This window comes from Desulfovibrio intestinivivus (genome assembly GCF_053570665.1).
In genome coordinates, this window is record NZ_JBRBQT010000001.1 from 2,571,663 (window position 1) to 2,593,092 (window position 21,430).

The following is a 21,430-nucleotide window of genomic DNA, read 5'->3' on the forward strand; positions in this document are numbered from 1 at the left end:
CACATTTGACGCACTAAAAAGGTAAAACAAGAGTAATGGAACCAAAGTTTTGTGCCACCTTCTGCTTTTTGAATTCTTCAGTCAGGTAAACATGTCTGTAGGCAATTTGCAGGCTGTTTATGGTTACGGCTGCTCCAAAGCTTGCTTCCCCCACAAAGGGTTCTTTGGCCACGCGATGACTGTCACCCCATGTGTTGCCGTCTAGAAAAATATTGTGGGCAACAGCGCGACCTTCAGCACCAGCGAAAATATAAAAACCCCAATCTTTGGCTTGTCGTCCCCCCATGTCTTCTGGGGTTGGCGCACCAATGCTCGAACTGGGATGAATTTGTGAAGTGTTGAAGGATGGGGGCAGGTTCCAGCCAAGGCGTAGTTCCGAACCCGCAGTTGCCTGCGTCAGCACGTTGCCAGCTGTGAGTGTGTGGTAAGGCAAAACATCCCAGCTTAATCCCGACCAAATACTTTGTTTGTTGAGGCGATAGTTTCTGCCCCAGGAGATGGTCATGGCAGGCTCATCATGCAGTTGGTTGTCCCAGCCCTTGGCGGTTTCAAACCCGCGCAACCGGTGGACGCCATTTTGCGCATATTCCGCCAGGGCGCTTGGTCCCACCACGCCCGCTGTAAGCTCAAAAGTGTCCATCATCTGCGTCTGCTTGGCGTGCAGGGCCAGGAAACTGTAAAGATACCCAGCGTACGGGCGATCATCTTCTTGAAGATCGCGAATCGTGGTATCTTCGGGCGTATAAATGGACTGTCCTGCCCCTGCTGAAATATTGTATTGTGTAACTTGTTTATTTTGTGTCTTTTCAAATTTTTCCATTACCGAGTCAAAAGTATCCGGGAAAATTCCATTTTTTGTAAGTGTATTTAGTGGTTTAGATATAACTCTAAACTTAACGGCATTGGTATAGTACCCATCGTGGTGGTAAAATGAATCATTCTCATAATAGAGTACAAAAGTGCTCTTTTCCGCTTGTGTGTTGTCGGCTTTGTCTGGTTCAACTGCAAAGCACAGGCTATTTGTCAAAAGAAAAATTACAAGAAAGAGTGGGATAATATGGCAGTTCATAGTTATTCCTATGTTATTACAATAATAATTACTACGAACTGCCTTTACAATTTCACATATGATGCAACGTTCATCTACAAAATGATCTGATGCAAAACGTTGCTCCGAAACTGTGTTGACGCTTATAAATATGCTTGCGTTTTGCTTTGGCAAAACATTACACAATTATTCTTTAAGATTGTTTACAACGGACTTGACTCCCTTCACACGTTTTGCAATATGGGCGGCTAGCCTGGAGTGCTCCGACGAATCCGTTTTTCCCGAAAGGGTCACAACATTGTCCTTTGTTTCAACACTGATATTCAGCGTTGAAAGTCCCTTTTCTTTAAGAATGTTTGCTTTAACGGCCGCAGTGATTGAAGCATCATCAACGTACTCACCAACTGACTGGTGTGCAGCGGCATCAACAAGCAGATTGTTCACAACACCAGTAACGCCATTGACTTTTTTTGCTACGCGCACTGCAAGGTCTGAATGCGCTACGGTATCTATTTTGCCAGAAAGAGTAACGACTCCGTCCTTTGTCACCACATTGATGCTGAGCGAAGAAAGACCCTTTTCGCCCAATATTTTGCTTTTTACGGCCGTTGTAATAACAGAGTCATCAAAGTATTCGCCTGCCGTTTGAGTGGAGTCATTGCTTGCTGCGGACGCATCGTGCATTGTTGACATCGCAAGCGCCAGGCCAAGAGTGAAGATGAGGGCAACAAAAAAATCAGCGCATAGATTTTTCATGGCAATGCCATTTCCTTGTTTAGAGTTTATACATTTTTGCGGTAAGCTATGGGCAACAGTTAATCATCACGGGATTCTCTTATGCTGTCCTTGATGTCATTATACGAAGCATTGATCTTGCTGACGTTCTTCTGCACATTGCCCTCCACCTCCAGCTGCTTGTCGCCAGTTATTTTGCCAACAACTTCTTTTGCATGGCCACTTATTTCTTTAAACTTGTTTCTGACTTTGTTATTTTTCATGGTATTTTCCCGTGTTAACGTGCGATACAGTGTTATGTTGGTGTTTGAGGGCATTTTCTGCGCAGTTGGCAAAAAATGCCCTCAACCTTTTACTCAAATGCTCTCCGCAGCGGGCATGTTGCGATCAGCACCTTTTACTTTTCAGAATTGAACTCGGGCATTGCCTTGATTGTTTCTTTGGTCGCACCTGGCAAAATAAAGCGCGAATCCATCACCTTGAACTGGTTGAGCGGAACAACAATGTCGTGCTTGCCCATACCAAGGAATCCGCCGGTACTCACAACTGCATACGCAAGGCCTTCGCTGGGCGTTACAATAATATCTTCAATGCTGCCCAGCTTTACCTTGTCCTCGGTGAATACATCCTTTTTCATGATATCCTTTGTGATGCTCCACCCCTTTGAAGCGGTGATGGTCTGTTCTTTTGTCGCTCCAACTGTCTGGGCTTGTGCCATTGAGGCCCCGGCAACCAGTGAGATGGATGCAACAAGCGCGCAAATCATAATCTTCTTGAAGAAATACATATTGCTCTCCCGGTAATAGTTTGACTGCATCTGCATGCACATTGGCGGAAATTTTCTAGATAATATCTAGTTTTCCAGGCAATGAGCGTTGCAATACTGATGCAAAATATATTGCTGCTGGATTATTGTTTACTGACACGGCAAAGACTGGGCTTCGGTAAAAACAATTTGGTTTTTTTAATTAATTTGATTAATAATTTTTATAAAAACAGTTATACTAACTGCTATAATGAAATCATTATTATAATAAGTACAATTTATAAGGCTTTTATAAAACTGATATGGATGCATATTTAAAGAGATTTACCAGCTGAACTTACCTTCATGCAAAAAATAAATACCGTCTGTACGCTATGACACATTGTTTAATTTTATTTCATACAATTAATAAAAGTCAAAAGTATGTACATAATAGGCACAATTATTTCATTAATATAGTGCCCGTTGATTTAGAAATTGAGATAGCATTTGCGAGATTGATAACTTCGCAGATCCTTGCGATAGAATCATCCCGGCTCTGCACAGCCATGATCGGGCGGTTTTGGAGTAGACAGGAAACGGAATCTTTGTGACCGGGCTTGGGCATGAGCAGGGCATGAAAGCGCTGTATTTTACATCCGGCCTAGGATTTTTCAGCAGCACATGCTCACAAGCGGAAGGGTATGGCAGGGCTGAAGGTGTGCTTACCCCTGCCGTTGGGCGCCGTCTGTTGGGCGAGCGCCAGACGTGTGACTTTTGACGTATCCAGCAGTTGCCAACCGACCACTGTTTGCTGGTGGGCGTTCTCCGGTTAACCATATGCGCGTGTATCAGGATAATGTGGCAGAACAGCCTGTTGGGACAAGACTAACCGACAGCCAGCTTGCAAAGCGCATACTGGCAAGGTTTTCACACTGCAACGAAATCATCGTTGGTGCTCTGTCGGATTCGGGATTGCTGCGGCATGAATGATGAGGGCGGGAGGGTGCGCGTCAGTGTCACCAGGCTTACTGCGATGCGCAGCCCCCAAGACAAGGAATGTCTGAAATTCTCGCCAGGGCATTCAATATGGGATCATTGCTGTTCGGCTAAGCAGTTAGCTCCAACATGCTGAGAGAGTATGGATTTTTTCGTCGTCGCGGATTCAGGAGATCTTCCAAAGAGGTCGTGCCGAGCAGATTGAGTTGGATGATCTGGAAAAGCTGCTGCACGGATAGCCTGAGGCTGCTGAGGAGTTTCTGGTGCTCGGGGAGCAGATAGACCGGTTGAATCCAAGGCTACTTTTTTCGGGGCGATTACCCCTACACCTGGGGAAAGTTTACCCATGGCATATTTTACCCCTACTTGCGTCAGAAAGCGGTTGCAAGCTGAGGCTGTGCTAGCAAAAAGCACCCCCTCACCTTGAAACCGCCTTCTTCGTTGCCAGGGGCATAGCCTGCGCCGCGTGCGCTGCCCGGCTGTAACCCAATTCCCTTTTCGCTTCAGTCACCGTCATGCGTTGCCCTGTGCAGAGGTCCTGCCATGCCACACCCGGGTCACACGCAATACATGACGCGCTTAATGCTCGATAAAGCTAAGCAAATCAAGGGTTAACTGCTCTTTATCAGTTACAAGAAGTCCATGGGGCGCCCCCTTGTATTCAATCAGCTTTACCCCTGGAATACTTTTTGCGGTCATACGGGCAGAGGCGTCTATTGGCACTATTTTGTCTTCTGTTCCGTGAATGATCATTGTCGGCACTGTGAACGCAGGCAGATCATGCCGGAAGTCTGTTGTGGAAAAGGACTTCAGGCATTCAATTGTTGCCTTCAAGCTGGCTTGCATGGCTATGGCGCGAGTCCATTCCAGCAATTCGTTGCTGACCGGGCTGGAAAGTATGCCTATTCCAAAAAAGCTCTTGAAAAAGTCGGCAAAGAATTCCGAACGGTCCTTTTGCAGTGCTCTGGCGATCAGATCAAACTCAGCCTGTTCTGTCCCGGCGGGGTTGTCTTCTGTTTTAAGCCGGTATGGGAGCACAGAAGAAACAAGCGCCGCCTTTACCACAGACCTGCCGCCATGGCGGGACATGTACCGGGCCACTTCACCGCCGCCCATGGAAAAGCCTACAAGCGTCACATCCTGCGCGCCTGTCTGCTTGATGACTGCGGCCAGATCATCAGACAGTGTGTCGTAATCATATCCGCTCCATGGCTGCGATGAGCGGCCAAAACCCCTGCGGTCATAAGTGATAGCACGGTACCCGGCCCCAGCAATTGCCATGGCGTGATCATCCCACGTATCCGCTGACAGGGGCCAGCCGTGCAGCAGGATAACGGGGCTGCCAGTGCCCCAATCTTTGACATACAGTTTTGTGTTGTCAGTTGTGGTCACATAATTCATGATTTTATCCCTTGGTTATCGGTTAATACAAATTTTATTTCAGTATATTATATAATTTTAATAAATATTATTCACAAATAGTTATGTATAAACATAACTAATGTGATATAATTATACAATCTGATTCATTTATTACAATGTGAAGATTATATATTGTAAGGATTTATTAGTCTGTTCGGCATCACACATTATAACAATAGATAGATAAATTCTGAATTTATAGTTCATATCATTGTTGCCCGGCTAAGCCGCGAAACCTAAGAGGCTGATGCTGTAAGAATTTTCAATTTTTTGTAGTCTCGGATTCAGGAGTTCATCCAGCGAAGCCGTGCCGAGCAGACTGAGCTGGATGATCTGGAAAAGCTGCTGCCCGGACAGCTCGAGGCGGCTGAGGACTTTTTGGTGCAGGGGGAGCAGATAGATCGTCAGGCAGGGTGTGCATCTTGATGCCGCCCTTTTTCTGGCGGAACGAGGCCCAGGGAAAAGCGACAGGCAAAGCTTGATGGTGGTGGCGTCCAGGCTGAACAGCTTGGATTTGAAGCGGAACTTGTGTTTCGGGGCTTTTGCCGCACACTGGCCGCGCATTTCGACGAACAGGGCCTGGGAAAAACCACAGGCCTGGAGTTGTTGGCGTCAGCAACGGTGGAGCGGGCCACGGTTTTCAGGCCCAGTGATACAGGCGTCTCCCTGCCGCGCTCAGACAACGCAGGCCGTCGCGCATGGAGCGCCCGCGCAAGCTGGGTAAAAGCCATGGCGATGAACTGTTCCTTGAAGCCTAATTTGCGCGATGAACGTCCTGTTTTGTGCCGGCGTTCGAGCTTCTGAAAAATATGTCTGGGAATCAGCGGTGGCGTCAGGAGAAAAGCGTATTATGGTGACTCAAGTCCAAAATATTCTTGTGTGGCAGGATGTTGTTGCTATTTTTTACCACACGTCACCGATATTTCGGACTTTTTTATTACTCCTTAGCCGGACTGCAATGATATGGGACTATGTTTTTCGCAATGATCGGCCAGAGGCGTAAATTTTGGTGGCGCTGTTTTGGGCTGGTTGAAGGCCACAATAAAAATGGGCCCTAAGGCCCTGTGGTGACTCTTGCATCGTGAGAGTATCCGGCAATTGCAAAACTCGGCGTGCCCGGTTTAGCGGCAACAACTCCGGGCGCGCCCGTTTGATTTGACAAAAAGTGTCATCACTTGTCTTAAAAAAATCCTCTATCTTTTCAAAAAATTGCAAATTCTGTCAAATGTGCGCTGAAACTGCCTATCAATATTACTGTACATTTTTGTAAGCACAGGAAATGGGTCTTCATGTCTGTATTTGTAAGTATACTGCATTATTTCAACATGAATTCCATTCTTTTCTTTTTCGCAAAAAGTATTGCGAATTTCATTAACCATAACGACATGGTCATCAGCCAAGGCGATCACGTAGCGCCGTGATCCCATGTCCCGCAGGTGTGCCTCACGTTCTCTGCTGCCTGTCCCATAGTCCAGCATACAGCGAAAGGCCTTTTCAAACTCGGTGTTGTCAGAGAGCAAAACTTCAAGTCTTTCTTTTGAGAGCAGGCACTCCCGGAGTTTGCCCACAGCTTCGCTGTCGAGAATAAATTTTGATTCCGGGTGCAGGCCGCTGACAACAGGCCCGCCACAAAATGAAACATGCCGCGATGCTGAAAAATAGTCCGACCTGTTTGCCATCATAAGAAGATCACCGAGAAGGGTTCCAACGGAGTAGGTGAAAAAGTCAATTGTGGCAGTTTTATCGATAGCAGGGTGAAGATCAGTCTTTATTGTCTCCACAAGCTTGATGAGATCATAGTAACTTTCAAGACCAGACTGGATAAAGCGCTCAGGCTGCTCGCAAAGCCGTGCGCTGATGGCCGCATTGACAAAGCTGGAACTGGTGAGCGTTGGCAGGGTACGCTTCCGCTCGCGGCTCAGGTGCGCCATGCGTTGCGGATCTGCCCACCGGGCCGGGGCACGGTTCATATGAAATGCGAGGGGAAAAAGAACAACGGCGTGACCAGTCGCTTCAACTACTGATGCGGCCCACGGTAGATATTTGGTCCAGTATCGTTCATTCAGGCCATGAAGCATGATGACAACGTTGCGGGCTTTTTCCATACGGGCCGGCATCATCACATGATATCTGAAATTATTATTCTCCTGAATTTCTTCATCAACTTCTGATCCCGTGGCGCTGGCAGGGGTCTGGGAATCTGCCGGGCCGACCTTCTGCCGAGCAGGTGAGTGAAAGCTGAAATTTTTGACGACAAAGTTATCCCCAAAAGGTACTTCGTCCTCTGAAAAGCTGATTCCGCCAGAAAAAAGTGTGACAAGTTTTGAATAAAGCATAGATGTAACCATTCAACTCCGTTCGATAGAAATGTAATTTAAATGATATTATAAACATATATTGACTACTGCCACCCAGGTTTAAATAATATAGTTACATAATATTGAAATGTCATTACATATATGCGCCCATTCAACACCAGCTGATACAATCAGGCAAAATATGCAAGTATTGTTTATTGTTGAACAACAACAGATACTTCATGTTCCTGTTGGTCATCAACCAAAGGAACAAGCAAGTCATTTTGAGCAGTTCCATCAAGTGTGATGGAAAAGTTCTTGCCTCCGGCATATTCCTGAGTGATTTTTATGTGATAGACCGCACTAAGATGGCGATAATGGACAGTGCAGCAGTCCCAGTTCGCAGGCAGGCAGGGCACAATTCGCAAGGCGCCATTTTCGAGGTTGATTCCCAAAAGAGATTCCAGCATCAACCGGTACATCCAGGCGGCTGAACCCGTATACCATGTCCAGCCGCCGCGCCCAACAAGGCCGGGGGCGGCATAAACATCGGCGGCAGCCACATAGGGTTCCACTTCGTAGCGCGCCACATCCTCCGCAGTTTTGCAGTGATTTACCGGATTGATGATGTTGAAGACTTCCCATGCACGTCTGGAATCACCCAGCTGGGCAAAGGCCATAGCCGCCCACACGGCTGCGTGGGTGTATTGGCCGCCGTTTTCGCGCACACCAGGCGTGTATCCACTGATATAGCCGGGGTTGGGGGCCTGCACATCAAAAGGTGGTGTAAACAGCGTTACCAGTTTGTCCTCGCGTCGCACAAGGTAGTCATCCAGCGCCAGCATAGCCAGTGTGGCATGCTCCGCACTCCCTGCTTTTGAGAGTACCGACCAGCTTTGCGCTATGGAGTCGATACGGCACTCACTGTTTTCTGCCGAGCCCAGGGGGGTGCCGTCATCAAAATATGCGCGCCGATACCATCCGCCATCCCAGCCGTGGGTTTCGATTTTGTCTTTCAACACCGCCAGGTGACTTGTACATTCCTGATAAAAAGGCAAATCACCGCGCGCTGCCGCAAGGGGACCAAACCTGGAAAGCACATCGTAAAGGAAAAAGGCCAGCCAAACGCTTTCACCTTTTCCACCAGCGCCAACCTTGTCCATTCCATCATTCCAGTCGCCAGAACCCATAAGCGGCAGCCCGTGTGCGCCAAATTTTAACCCATAGCGGATTGCCAACACACAATGCTCATAGATTGCTGCCGTGATTCCTGAATCGGAAGGCTGGTCGTAATAGGCATCTTCATCGTCCTTGAGGGGCCGTCCTGTGATCAAGGCAACCTGCTCGTCCAGTATGCCGGTATCCTGAGTGGAGCTGATATAACGGCAAACTGCCTGGGGCAACCAGAGGTAGTCGTCTGAACAGTGCGTGCGCACCCCTCGCCCTGACGGCGGATGCCACCAGTGCATGACATCTCCCTCTGCAAACTGCCGCGATGCGCATAAAAGTATCTGTTCACGCAGCAAATTGGGTGCGGTATGCACAAGAGCCATTGCGTCCTGCAACTGGTCGCGGAATCCGAATGCACCGCCAGACTGGTATATGGCTCCGCGCCCCCACATCCTGCAGGCTATGGCCTGGTACAGCAGCCAGCCGTTGGCCATCACGTTGAAAGACGTATCTGGTGTTTCCACATAGGCAGAACCAAGCAGGCGATCCCACTGCCGCCAGACCCTGCTCAGGGATTCCTGCGTTGCCTCCGCTCCTTTAAACCGCATGGCAAGTTCTCTGCATTCATCTTTGGATTTCCCGACTCCAAGCCTGAATGTAATGACCCTCTCCTCGCCAGCGGCAAGAGTGAACGGAACCTGAATAACGGCACACGGGTCCAGGCCAACGCCGTTTCGGCCAGAAAGGCGGCTGCGCCCCATGGCCGCCGGATTATCCAGCGAGCCATTGCGCCCCAAAAATTCAGCGCGGTCGCAGCTCACAGATTTAATGCTGTCGTCTGTGCCAAAAAATGCCGTTCGATCAGGAAACTCAGAATTGTAGGAATTGCAGGCAAAAACTGTCCCGCTCATCTGGTCAACTTCTGTGGCTATGTGCATACGTGTTTTCTCCGGCAAATCGCCCAGAACCCATGCCACATAACCCGTTGCCGACAGTCTGCGCGGTATTGACGACACATTTTTCACCGTCAGCCGCATGCATTTTACCGGGGCGTCCACATCAACATGCACAAGAAGCTCTGATTGTATGCCGCGTTCCGTATGCTCAAACACGCTGTAGCCGAATCCGTGCCGGGTTGTGTAGGGTGTTTTGCCTCGGCATGGGCGGGGGGTTGGAGACCAGAAGTAGCCGGTGTCGTTATCGCGAATATAGAAAGCCTCGCCCCTTGAATCACCCACGGGATCGTTTGACCATGGGGTAAGGCGATGCTCATGGGCATTTTCGCTCCAGGTAAAGGCGAGCCCTGTTTCCGAAATAACTGTTCCAAATTGTGGATTAGCGAGCACATTGGCCCATGGAGCAGGTGTTGCCTGGCCCTGGGCCGTAATTATGACATACTCCCGCCCATCGGGAGTAAAACCACCCAATCCGTTAAAAAGTATAAGGTCATTGCGCGGGGCAGGCAGGGCGCTCTCCTTACGGAAAGCTCTTGGCCCGTCCGACAGTGCGAGATAGGGAATTGTATTGACTGGCGCTATGCGACCTTTTACCAGTTGCGCCAAAGGACCTTTGTCGTCTGTGATGATGACCCGGGCAACTGCCTGCATCAGGATTCTGTCTTCTTCAACTATGCGATCCGAGGAAAGGACGAAAATCCCCCCCGGTTTCCCAAGGCTACTGCCATTTCCCTCTGCAATAAGCCCCATGATCTGGTCATGCAGAAGCTGCCTGTATCCGGCCTTGTCTTCATTCCAGATTACCAGGTCAACCCGTAGTCCTTTAAGGTTCCAGTAGGTATGCGCTCGCAAAAGCTGGCGGACAAGCTCGATATTATCAACGCTTCCTATCCGCAACAGCAATATGGGAAGGTCGCCGGACAGCGTGTACCCCCAAAGTCCGGACTGCCCCTTGCTGTTTTGCACAAGCAGAGAGCTTTCAGCACGCAGTTGCGCATTGGCGTATAAGATTGAGTCTGCCAGGCCGGTATAAAGTTGCGCCTCCACCTCGGTGGCGTGGATCTGGCGCAGCAATATTTGACCACGCACCCAGGCCATACGGGAAACACGGTCGGCAATGCCCTTATCCCGGTATTTTTCAATGAGGGCCATGGCTGTTGCCCGTGATTCGCCCACGCCAGAAACAACATCAATTATGGCAGACTGCCCGGACTCAAGCGTGATGCGGGTGCGCACAGAAACAACCGGGTCAAGCACGGCCCCTGCACTGTCAGAAAGATCAACAACATCCCTGTCCATTGCCCTTGGATTTTTTATGGTGCGCTCACGGCCAATAAATTGTCGTCTGTTGGTTTCGTAAGAAATGGCGTCAACAGGCACGCCATGAACGGCCATCATGTGCAGCATGCAGGGGGTATTTTCTTCTTCAGACCGGGCGCGGCGGGTGCATAGAATTGCAAACTGATCTTCAACTATTTCGGTCTGGACAAAAAGATTGCTGAATGCAGGATGCAGGGCATCAGCGGCGGAAGGAGCAAGAACCACCTCGGCAAAACTGGTTATGTCGAGGGTTCGCTGTTCCAGAGAATTGTTCGTGATCTTTGTTCGCCGCAGTTCAACATCGTGTTCTGGCGAAACCGCAATGTCAGTATGCACATCATACTTAAGGTTACGGCAATGAAATTCGGCTCGCCCTTCTGAAAAAATCACCTTGAAATGTTCAGTTCTTACCTGAGTTGGCTGAAAGGTAGTAGACCAGTATTCTCCAGTGGCAAGATCGCGGATGTAACAAAACGTACCCCAGTCGTCGCACGTCGTATCTTCCTTCCACCTGGTGACAGAAAGGTTGTTCCAGCGACTGTACCCGCCGCCGGCATTGGTTACCATGACATGATACCTGCCGTTTGAAAGCAGCTGAACCTCTGGCTTTGCAGTGTGTGGCGAACCGATGATGCGCGTTGCACCCTTTACAAAGCTGTGAATTGCGGGAACACCCGACCGTGTTGACGTGCGCACATAACTTGGAATTGCTTCCGGAGCCCGTTCCTGCAAAACCAGTATGGCGGATTGAAACTGTGGATCGCTCTCAAACCGTTTTTGCATGGGGTAATCAAGAAGCAATGCCTCCAGAGCAAGCAGGCTCATTCCTTGATGATGCGCCATGTAGGAACGCACGATCTCGAATGTTTCCCCCCTCGGTAATCGCGATTCGGTATAGTCAACGGCCTCGTACATGCCGTAATCACCTTCTACGCCTCCTTGTGAAAGACGTTCAAGGTTCAGGCAGGCATCGCGTGGAGCTATCATGGCGGCCAAGGCCGAAGCGTACGGAGCTACAACCATATCTGCGGTCAGATCGCGCTTGATACCTAGCCCCGGTACGCCAAAGGCCTTGTACATGTAGTCAGCGCGCGCATCGGTCATGCAGTAGCCGCTTTCAGATATCCCCCACGGCAAACCGCATTTTTTTCCATACTCGATCTGAGCGGCAACAGCAGCTTTACAGGACTGGTCAAGCAGACTGTTTTCATAAAAGGGCATTACAAGAAGCGGCATCAAATACTCAAACATCGAGCCGCTCCAGGAAAGAAGCACCGGCTTTTGATCTGTGGTGGTTGCCAAAAGCCGCCCAAGAGAAAACCAGCTTTCCTGAGGCAGATGCCCCTGAGCGATGCCCACAAATACTGCCAGCCTGGCCTCAGAGGCCAGAAGGTCATAATAGCTTGCATCCCTTCTGTTTTCATCCGTATTGTAGCCGATGGATAGCAGCTTACGCTTGGAATCATAAAGGAAATCATACTCAAGGCATGACAGACCAGTACACTGCTCCATCATCTCCGCTATCTGTTCAAGGCGCGCCCTGGCCTGGCGGCTACCTGCCCCAACAAGCACCGCGAGTTCAGCAAAAAGATGCTGCCTTGACGGATCTTTCTCCTCCGCGGCGTACAATGCCAGGCGCGGCAACAGGGCATCTTCAAGTGCGGCGATTTCAAACAGGGTGAGGTGAGCGTCAAGCATCTTAAAATCTTGCAGATCAGCAGCGGACACGCCCTGAAGCGATGTCCAGGGCATAAAAAGTGTAAGCTCGTCCAGCGCATCCTGCAATTTGAGACAAAATGTTTCCTGCACGATGCCGCCGTACTGCTTTTTCTCCTTGTCAGAAGCCATCTCGCTCTGGATCATGGCTGCAGTTGCAGATGTTTGCAGGAGCTCAAGATCTTTTCTGACCTGAATTGCAGACGGCGATAACGACTGAACAGCCGCAGCCAACTCAAGGCTGAGAGTGTCCAGTTGTGAATTTGCAACCTCATCATGGGGCTTGGGGGCGGTTTCAGCCAGGATGGCAAGCGTTTTTTGCAGGTCTTTAAAAAGCAGCGGATGACTTACTCTTTTTTCCACAAATTCCTGCAACCCTGCGCGCAAAACCAAAAGGTGTCCAACCATGTTGCCACTGTCCACAGACGATACGTAGCGCGGCGACAGAGGTGCCAGAGACTGGGTGTCGTACCAGTTGAAAAAATGGCCTTTGTATCTTTCAAGTTTTTCCATCACGGACAGGGACTTTGATGTGCGCTCCAGAAATGCCCCAGCGGTTATAAAACCGAAGTCATAGGCCGAAAGATTTGCCAGCAGCGCAATGCCCATATTGGTGGGTGAAGAACGGTGGGCTATCCTGCCAGTGGGAATTTCCTGATAGTTGTCTGGCGGAAGCCAGTTGCTTTCAGAACCGGCAAAGGTTGCAAAAAACTTCCAGGTCTTGCGCGCAATTCTGAACAGAAAAACAGTTTGCTCTGGGGTGAGCTTTTCCTGATGCCGCTTAAGAGGAAGGCTCGACCACCAGGCCATGACCGGAGAAAAAAACCACAGCAAGCAAACAACGCCAGCCAGGGCAGTGCTTACTGCCATACCGTTGCCCAAAGCAACACAGGCAAGCATAACCAGCACGGCGATTACGGGCCCGGCCCACATGGCAGCCACGGTTTCTCTAAGGTGAGCGGGAGCAGCGTTGCCAGAACAAACCGATACATTCCACTGAAGAAGGCGTTTTTTTGAGGCCATCATTCGCCAGAAACTGCGAAAAATGGCATCCAGATTTGAGGCTGCTTCAACAGGCAAGTAGAGCAATGCCTCTGCAGGTTGAGAAAAATGCCCTGGAATTTCAGAAAACTGAAGCGCCATGTGACGCCTGAAAGACGTGTCCTCCGGCTTGTGGAGCATGGCAACGACAGCTTCAAGCAAGGCTGGCAGAAACATAGAGCCAACCACCAGCGAGGTCCATTGCCACGATAATGGCAGCATGCCCCACCCGGAAATCAAAAGCAGTATCAATGCGGCAGGGGTCAAGCTGCGGCGCAGATTGTCAAAAATTTTCCAGCGCGAGAGTAATGAAAGGGGATTCTTGTGCACCTGCCCATCGCCTTCGGTAACGCGAGGCAACAGCCAGCTTATGATCTGCCAGTCTCCGCGAATCCAGCGATGACGTCTTGCGGCATCGGTAAGATATGCCACGGGGTAATCTTCATAAAAAGAAACATCACTCAGTAGGCCAGAGCGGGCAAAGCAGCCCTCAAGAAGGTCGTGACTGAGCACCTTGTTATCAGGAAAGCGCCCGGACAGCATGGTGGCAAATGTATTCAGGTCGTAAATGCCCTTTCCGATGTATGAGCCTTCGCCAAATACATCCTGGTAGCTGTCAGAGACTGTGCGCGTGTATGGGTCAATGCCGCTCTTTTTACAGTTGAATCGGGCATAGCGCGAACGGTTGGCCCCGGCCAGGCTTGGCTCTACGCGCGGCTGTAAGATGCCATATCCGTTTATTACACGCTTTTTATCCTCATCAAATCGCGCGCGGTTCAGGGGGTGAGCCATGGCCCCCACAAGCTGGCGGGCAGAATCTCGGGGCAACTGCGTATCTGCATCAAGCGTTATAATGTAGCGAACACGCGAAAAAACCGCCCTGTCACCCTCAACAACCGAAAAGACATCCGGGGCTTTGCCGCATAAATAATTGTTGAGTTCCTCTATTTTGCCGCGTTTGCGTTCATGCCCCATCCATATTCCTTCCTGAGCATTCCATAAGCGGGGGCGGTGAAAAAGAAAAAACGGGGTATAATTTTCTGTTGCATATTTGGCATTAAGCTCTGCTGCCTTTTGCCGGGCCATACGGACGAGCAGTTTGTCGTTGGGGGTGGTTTCCGTTGCAGAATCAGAAAAATCCGTGAGCAATCCAAAATATAAGGATGTGTCCTGATTGGCCAGAAAACGCACCTCAAGGTCATCGAACAAGCGCTTGATGGAATCTTTGCTGGTGAGCATTGCTGGCACAATAACCAGAGTCAGAAAATGTTCTGGCAAACCGGCGGAAAAATCCATTTTGAGGAGAGGTTTGGGATTGATGGCAATGGAGGCAATTTTATTGGCAACAGCCAGGGCCAGATGGCAGGCTACAATGATAATTGGTAAAAGGAATAGAGAAGCCCATAAATTATGTACGCCCTGTGCCATGGCGACAAAGGCGAAAGATACTGTAAAAAATAGCGTTAATAAAATGATTGTAGATATATACAGAGGAACGCGTAAATATTCAGCCGCGCGTGCAAGGGTCTGCACTGGGCCGAAATGGGCAGATATGGCAGTTTCAAGCCGAGGCTTGCCTTCTGCAGTCAAATAGCAGCCAACATGCGCGGAGCGAGCATTTTTGCCATGCTGGGTCATGCCTTCGCGGGCAAGCTCAATGGCTTTCTGGGCAATCTCGTTCTCTGTCAGCTGGCTGCACCTCGCCATTTTTTCTATAATAGTGCGGCAATAATTGCGCGAATTGAAGTCCATAGCTGCATAAATTTCTGCAGGGTCCTTACGCAACGTGCCTTCAACAACACTTACTGAATCGACAAAGCCTTTCCAGTCAACAGATTCAATAGCTCGCAGGCTGTTGAAACAATTGCTCATGGAAAGCTGGCTGGCAGCCTGCATCTGGTTTTCCACATGCACAAGCTGGTCGATCGTTTGACCTGAGTCAGCAAGTTGTTGCTCAACCCATGTGAGCGGTAGCGCCAGGGAGGGGCCCATGCCTTTGAGCTGGCGGCTGAACTCGGCGACAAACGAGCCCGTAAGTGATGGATTTGACCGCGCCATGTCCGCAATTACCATGATCAGGTCTTTGGGAGAGGCCGCAGCAGTGCGCGTCAACTTGCTGGCCCAATGCACCGCAAGCGCACGGTCAGTTCTGTATGCAGCTATGAGAGCGGTGATATGTCTGATGTTTTCTATGAGAGCAAAGCGAAACATGATGGGAACAGCCCATAATTCTCCCATAGTGAGCACAGAAACGGTTTGATAGGAGGACAGGACCGCTGTCACAGTTTCAGCATTCACCCGCCCGTCACTATGCCATATAACTTCCTGGGCAATGTCATAGGCACGGGGCAGCCCCGCAGAAAATCCCGTGGTCAGGTGGGGCAGTTCCCGACTGTAGCCCTTGGGCAAGTGCCGCCTTACTGCGCGAATCTGCTCTTCAAGGATATAAAAATTATCAAGAAGACATTCTCCTGCGGGCGCTATCTGCACGCCGCTCCGCGCATCTTCATTCAGCAGGTTGTGCACAGACAAAAACATTTTTTCGTTGTCCACAAGCCGTGGAAGTAATATTTCCGGGTGTTTTTCTGTTGCAACACGGTGTCTTTCTGCCAGCAGCCTGCCGTGTACTCCAAGATGCTCAGTGCTGAATAGCTCAAGTTGATATGGCCCGACCTCTCCTGCGTACTTCCATGGCATCTGTCTTGCCTGAAAGAACGCCCGCGAGGCGGATAGTATCCCGAAAGTTACCTTGCTGAATAGGTTCATTGCGAATAATTCCAATATGTTAAATGCATCTTGTTGCAGTGTATGCTTAGTTGCTCCAGGCTATATTACCTCGTTAATCCCTTGCCGCCTGTCATGCCGCAGGCGACTCACCGCCAAGCCCTCCAACGTGCCCGATCTAAAGCAGAAGTTGTACAATTGGGAAAACATTGGGGATAAATATTCAATAATAATGCATGTTATTTAATTGTGAAAATAAATTTTCTGACTATTTTTATCTTTTATAAACAATTTATATAATACAGTACACAAATTAATTTTATATTTTTTTTATCTAATTTTGACGCATAAAATGAGAACACTATAGAATTTATCTCCTTGTTAAGCTTTTTTACAATAAAATATTACTAATAAGTCATGATATTATTAGGATATGTTTCTCAAAAAAGAAAGAGAAGAGGTGCAAAGGATCAACGCCAAAAGTATTTAGAGGCGTGAGGGGTGACAATCTGCAGCGGCGTGACAAGGTTCTCTCCGCTGAGCGAGCAAGGCGTGTGCTACGCAATTTCTGCTATAAGGACAGCTGGGCTACCATGCTGACTAGTTTAGAGACAGGAGAGCCCCATGCTAGGGCTATCCGAGGTGCAGATGGGATTACAACACTTGGTTGACCTGCAATACCCGCCTAAATCCTACCGGCAGGTAGTCGCTACTGAATGGCAGATGTAGGTTTGTGTCGAGATTCTTGTCCTATTGGATGGCATTTATCATGTCATTTAAAAAATATTTGATACACTTAATAGCTTTATGTGCTATGATGATTTTTATATCTCCAATAAAATACACTACTATTTTAGATAGTAAAATTATAATTTATGAAATAAATAGTGACAATAGTAATTATGAGATTAAAATATAAACACTGTAAAAATGTTTATATGGCAATATTTTCGTTTTTACATGCAAATTTACTCACCAATTCCGAAAACAATTGCCCCACACAATATTACAACCAGGGGTTCATTTTGGATAAAATAATACTAGACACGCCCTCTCCAGAAATTTGTGCCAGCAAAATCTTTGAAGCCAGCGGTGCAAAATTCGATGCGGATGTAGCGACGGATCTTTGGCAGAAAATCATGCAACATAAGTGGGTTCTGTCTGAAAGACTGAATCGGGATGTCGGCTTCAAGATTGCCTGCACCGACTTTCTTGAGAACATAGGGACGGATGAGGAACTCTCTACGCACAATCAGGAAAAGCTTTTGGTGCAGATGGGCGCGCGCACCATCAGCCGAGATATTTGGGATACTATCTCCGACACACAACCCCCCAAGCAACTGATTCACAAGAGGATTATACTCCCCTTGGTCGAGGGGGCGCTTTCACAAAAGTATGGCGTCATTCCGCCTAAAACTATCATTTTTTTTGGCCCTCCCGGTACGGGCAAGACCCATTTTGTCAAGGCAATGGCCGGGAGACTGGCGTGGTGGTTCATAGAAATCGCGCCAAGCATGCTTATGGTCGACGGTGTAGACAAAATTGGGGCACATCTGCGGGCAATAATGGAAAAAGCGCGAAGTTTAGATGAAATTATTCTTTTTATTGATGAATTTGAGGAATTCGCAGGCAGCCGGGATAGCGCAAATCGAATCGACAGATCCATTACCAACGAATTTCTCAAACAGGTGCCACTGATAAAGAGCCAATCAAACAAGGTTCTGCTCGTATGCGCAACAAATTACATCCGTCAACTGGATGCTGCGCTGCTACGGCCGGGGCGATTTGATTGCATCATCCCGGTAGGAACCCTGGATGACGATGGAAGAAAAACAATTCTGGAATACTATTTGGCAAAGATGAACTGTGGAGCTGTTGATGTTGATCATATTGTAAGCTTGACATCTAAATTTACCCCCGCAGATATTGAGTATCTATTCCAAATTGTTGCCCAGTATGCCTTTGAAGAAGAATGCGAAAGAGGGGCAAACACTCCTGTGACCACAGAGATGATTGCTGAAAAAATTGCTTCTTTCAGACCGTCTTTGACGGAAGCAATGATTACAGAGTTTAGAGAAGATGTCGCAATTTATTCACGGGTCTAAGTCATGTGAGTCATTGCGGAAGGCTTTTATGCGCTTTACGTGTTGAAGCTGACCGGCGTGACCGTCTGCCCCTCCCGCAGAAATATGCACACATCTGCCGCACCAAAGAAAAGCCCCGGCCACTCCAATGGCCGGGGCTTTTGCTGCTTAGCGCCAGAGGAATGCAAGATCAAAAACAAGGGGTTTGGCCGATATGTTCTGATTTATATATGTATATTATTTGTGATGAACACTAATAATTGCTTTAGTGCGGCTGACGGGCGAAATTAATTACACATAAGAATTATATTTATTATAAATTATGAAGACAGTATTTTTTTGCCATGGTAATGTGTAAATAGTCTAAATACAGTAGGAGAATTTATGAATTATCTATTCAAGTTGGCCGACGTGGCACTCAAGAGTGTCGGCAAAAAGACATTCATCCTTGAAGATGGGCACAGTATGACAATTTTTCCATCAGGTGATGGAAAAACCATGAAAATTGATATTGACGACGGGGAATCGTACAAGACTAGGGGAAGTAACAGCTTTGTCTCGCAGATAGTAAAGATTTTAAAAAATAGGGGGGTTGCATGGTGGGATGAAACGAAAGAAGGACAAGACTATGTTTACAGCGTTCTTTCAATGTATGAACAATTTGAAGATGTTCATCAGGAAGAACTCCAGAATATGCCCGGCAACAAAAGTTCGCTTACCTCCCACTAATGAATCGTATTCGTCCATGTTTGTAAAAATGTCCACAACTTCACAATTTAGTCTATTTCATTATTTTTTACTTGGGTTACACGGGTCAAAAACCTCCTTCTTAGCGGGGTATCCCAGGCTAGAAAGAGGAATGGAGAAGTATCAATGAATATAAGCTTAAAACAACGTGCCGAGATGGAACGTCTTTTATCTAATTGGAAAAAGTATCTAGATAGTATTCCACCAGCCTCGGATGAATTGAAGTTGCACAAGGGGCTTGGAATGAACACCGCTATCGTAAAAAAAGATCATTTTAACTGGGTGTTGAAGTCTTTTGTTCATGACATGAGGACGCGCCTTGATGCGCTGCCGAATAAGCATCGGTAATGGTAAAACTAAGGCCGGGGGAACCATGACCGCTCCCGGAGGACTAACTTTCAATAACTTTTCAATGAGATACTTTTCGGGGGTAAGGTCAACCCCTGCTTCTCTTCTTTTCGTTTGTAAAAGAATCCTTTTTCCGTAAAAGCGCGGAAGGGTAGAAGGTGGGACGTCAGGCCCACGGCTTGCCAATGCGCTCAAGGCATCCGAAACTTCCGCGAATGCTCCAAGGATGTGCAGATATTTGCCCGTGGTTGTCTGTTTTTCGTGTCGCAGGGCGTGCTGGATGGCAAAGAGGTTCTTACCCCTGGGCTAGAAAATGGCGGCAGCCAGAATGCCGGATGGCCTGAAACCAAAATGGTTTCACCTTGGCCTTGGTACAAGCCTTTTTATCTCAACAGGCAGGTCAAAGGTCTGCATGGGTATTAATGGGCCGCTGGCGCGGCATCGACAGACAAATCCATCGATGCCGCAAAAATATCTCCGACATGTAGCAGCGTTAATGCAACGTCTTTTTAAGCTTGTCCCAGCGCCTCTTCCAGTTTTGGTACTGCGTACTGGTCTCCGCCGCGACAGTCATTTATGACAATAACCGGGAAATTTTCCACCACAAGTTCACGAATGGCTTCAGGCCCCAGATCATCATAGGCGATAACTCTGGCTTCATTGATGCGCACACTCAGCAGCGCGCCCGCTCCGCCCGTTGCGCCCAGATACACGGCCTTGTGCTCGACCATGGATTTTTTCACGTCGGCCGAGCGCATACCCTTGCCGATCATTCCCTTGAGTCCTTGTTCCATCAGGCGCGGCGCATAAGAATCCATGCGGTAGCTGGTGGTTGGCCCTGCTGCGCCGATGGCGTAGCCGGGAATGGCAGGAGACGGCCCAACATAATAGATAACTGCGCCCTTGGGGTCGAAGGGCAGGGGGTGCCCCGCGTCCAGAGCTTCCACAAGGCGCTTGTGAGCGGCATCGCGCCCGGTATAGATGACGCCTGTCAAATACACGGTATCGCCAATACGCAACTGTTCCACTGCTTCATCAGAAAGCGGCGTGGTCAAATAATGTTCGGACATTAGAGCGTAACCTCCTTGTGGCGAGAGCTGTGGCACTGAATGTTTACGGCAAGAGGCAGGCTGGCCAGATGACAGGGAACGACAGATATTTTGACCCCAAGGCAGGTGGTATCGCCGCCAAGCCCCATGGGGCCGATGCCCAGGCGGTTTATGGATTGCAGCAAATCGGCTTCCATTCCGGCGACCTTGGGATCAGGGTGAACATCATCCACTTCTCGCATGAGAGCCTTTTTGGCGTTGATAGCGGCCAGCTCAAAGTTTCCACCAATGCCCACGCCCACCAGAATAGGCGGGCACGGATTGGAACCAGATTCCGCAACGCGCCGGATGACAAATTCGCGAATGCCTTTCCACCCTTGCGCCGGAGCCAGCATGGTGACGCGCGACATATTCTCGGAACCGCCCCCCTTGGCCATCATGGTGATCTTGATTTTGTCACCGGGAACAAGGTCAAAATGGATAATGGCAGGGGAGTTGTCGCCCACATTCTGACGGGTGAAGGGGTCGCACGTGGATTTGCGCAAAAAGCCGTCCTTGTATCCCTGTACCATGCCTGCGTTGATTGCTTCACGCAGGGTGCCGCCCTCCACACGCACGTCTTCCCCTGCTTCAACAAAAAACACACCAAGGCCGCAGTCCTGGCAGAGGGGCAAACCTGTTTTGGAGGAGAGGGCCGCATTGTCCACCAGTTGCGCCAGAATTCCCCTGGCGGATTCCAGGGATTCGCTCTTTTCGGCCTTTGCCAGTGCATCCAGAACGTCATCTGGCAAATAGCGACCTGCCGCCATGCACATGGAAGCCACAGTGTCCACTATCGTTTGTCTTGGTATGGTTCGCATATTGTTTTCGCGCTCCGTTAAGGTTGCAAAAAGGTTATCAGCAAAAGGTAGCTGCACGAGTACGCATAATCACCTTGGGAAATCAGGATTCCTGCTTAACTCGCCGATGCTTTTTTCCGTTCCATTGTTTTTGTTGCTCACCGGGGCCGAGTAACATCCCAATCATGCA

The 21,430-nt window shown here is 48.9% G+C and carries 13 protein-coding genes and 1 pseudogene; 3 read left to right on the forward strand and 11 right to left on the reverse strand.

All coding sequences use genetic code 11. From position 1 onward, the window contains the following. Positions 1-13 precede the first annotated feature (13 nt). From ACUZ9P_RS11075 to ACUZ9P_RS11115, 9 genes and pseudogenes are all read right to left on the reverse strand, one after another. Positions 14-1,069, reverse strand: a complete 1,056-nt coding sequence (locus tag ACUZ9P_RS11075; RefSeq protein ID WP_449249750.1) for a lipid A deacylase LpxR family protein — start codon at positions 1,067-1,069, stop codon at positions 14-16. A 165-nt stretch (positions 1,070-1,234) separates the two neighbouring features. Continuing rightward, on the reverse strand, positions 1,235-1,804 hold the full coding sequence (locus ACUZ9P_RS11080) for a BON domain-containing protein (protein WP_297892220.1): 570 nt from the start codon (positions 1,802-1,804) through the stop codon (positions 1,235-1,237). Positions 1,805-1,863: 59 nt separating this feature from the next. Then, complete coding sequence (locus tag ACUZ9P_RS11085) at positions 1,864-2,046, reverse strand: CsbD family protein (protein WP_297892223.1); 183 nt, start codon at positions 2,044-2,046, stop codon at positions 1,864-1,866. 134 nt (positions 2,047-2,180) lie between these two features. Then, positions 2,181-2,570 (reverse strand): PRC-barrel domain-containing protein, encoded by a 390-nt coding sequence (locus ACUZ9P_RS11090; protein WP_298997284.1) that lies wholly within the window; start codon positions 2,568-2,570, stop codon positions 2,181-2,183. 1,536 nt (positions 2,571-4,106) lie between these two features. Next, positions 4,107-4,928 carry an alpha/beta fold hydrolase gene (locus ACUZ9P_RS11095; protein ID WP_449249751.1) on the reverse strand — a complete coding sequence of 274 codons (822 nt, stop codon included), beginning with the start codon at positions 4,926-4,928 and terminating at the stop codon, positions 4,107-4,109. Positions 4,929-5,171: 243 nt separating this feature from the next. Further along, positions 5,172-5,513, reverse strand: a complete 342-nt coding sequence (locus ACUZ9P_RS11100) for a hypothetical protein (protein ID WP_449249752.1) — start codon at positions 5,511-5,513, stop codon at positions 5,172-5,174. Between the two features lie 197 nt (positions 5,514-5,710). After that, positions 5,711-5,785 (reverse strand): annotated as a pseudogene (locus ACUZ9P_RS11105) (hypothetical protein); the annotation flags it as partial. A gap of 357 nt (positions 5,786-6,142) precedes the next feature. After that, positions 6,143-7,297 carry a DUF6051 family protein gene (locus ACUZ9P_RS11110; protein WP_449249753.1) on the reverse strand — a complete coding sequence of 385 codons (1,155 nt, stop codon included), beginning with the start codon at positions 7,295-7,297 and terminating at the stop codon, positions 6,143-6,145. 164 nt (positions 7,298-7,461) lie between these two features. Next, positions 7,462-16,146, reverse strand: coding sequence for a GH36-type glycosyl hydrolase domain-containing protein (locus tag ACUZ9P_RS11115; protein ID WP_449249754.1), 8,685 nt, complete (start codon positions 16,144-16,146; stop codon positions 7,462-7,464). A 914-nt stretch (positions 16,147-17,060) separates the two neighbouring features. Here ACUZ9P_RS11115 and ACUZ9P_RS11120 point away from each other — a divergent pair. The 3 genes from ACUZ9P_RS11120 to ACUZ9P_RS11130 all read left to right on the forward strand — a co-directional run bounded on the left by ACUZ9P_RS11120 (position 17,061) and on the right by ACUZ9P_RS11130 (position 19,352). Further along, positions 17,061-18,278: an ATP-binding protein gene (locus ACUZ9P_RS11120; RefSeq protein WP_449249755.1), complete on the forward strand. Its 1,218-nt coding sequence runs from the start codon at positions 17,061-17,063 to the stop codon at positions 18,276-18,278. Between the two features lie 363 nt (positions 18,279-18,641). After that, entirely contained in the window at positions 18,642-18,986 is a 345-nt protein-coding gene (locus ACUZ9P_RS11125; protein WP_449249756.1) for a hypothetical protein, read from the forward strand. Positions 18,987-19,130: 144 nt separating this feature from the next. After that, positions 19,131-19,352, forward strand: a complete 222-nt coding sequence (locus ACUZ9P_RS11130) for a hypothetical protein (protein WP_298997297.1) — start codon at positions 19,131-19,133, stop codon at positions 19,350-19,352. Between the two features lie 509 nt (positions 19,353-19,861). Here ACUZ9P_RS11130 and ACUZ9P_RS11135 read toward each other — a convergent pair. Together ACUZ9P_RS11135 and ACUZ9P_RS11140 are read right to left on the reverse strand one after the other, a co-directional pair. Continuing rightward, complete coding sequence (locus ACUZ9P_RS11135; protein ID WP_449249757.1) at positions 19,862-20,422, reverse strand: Fe-S-containing hydro-lyase; 561 nt, start codon at positions 20,420-20,422, stop codon at positions 19,862-19,864. Further along, on the reverse strand, positions 20,422-21,261 hold the full coding sequence (locus tag ACUZ9P_RS11140; RefSeq protein ID WP_449249758.1) for a fumarate hydratase: 840 nt from the start codon (positions 21,259-21,261) through the stop codon (positions 20,422-20,424). The genes ACUZ9P_RS11135 and ACUZ9P_RS11140 overlap by 1 nt, the downstream gene beginning before the upstream one ends. Positions 21,262-21,430: the final 169 nt, after the last annotated feature.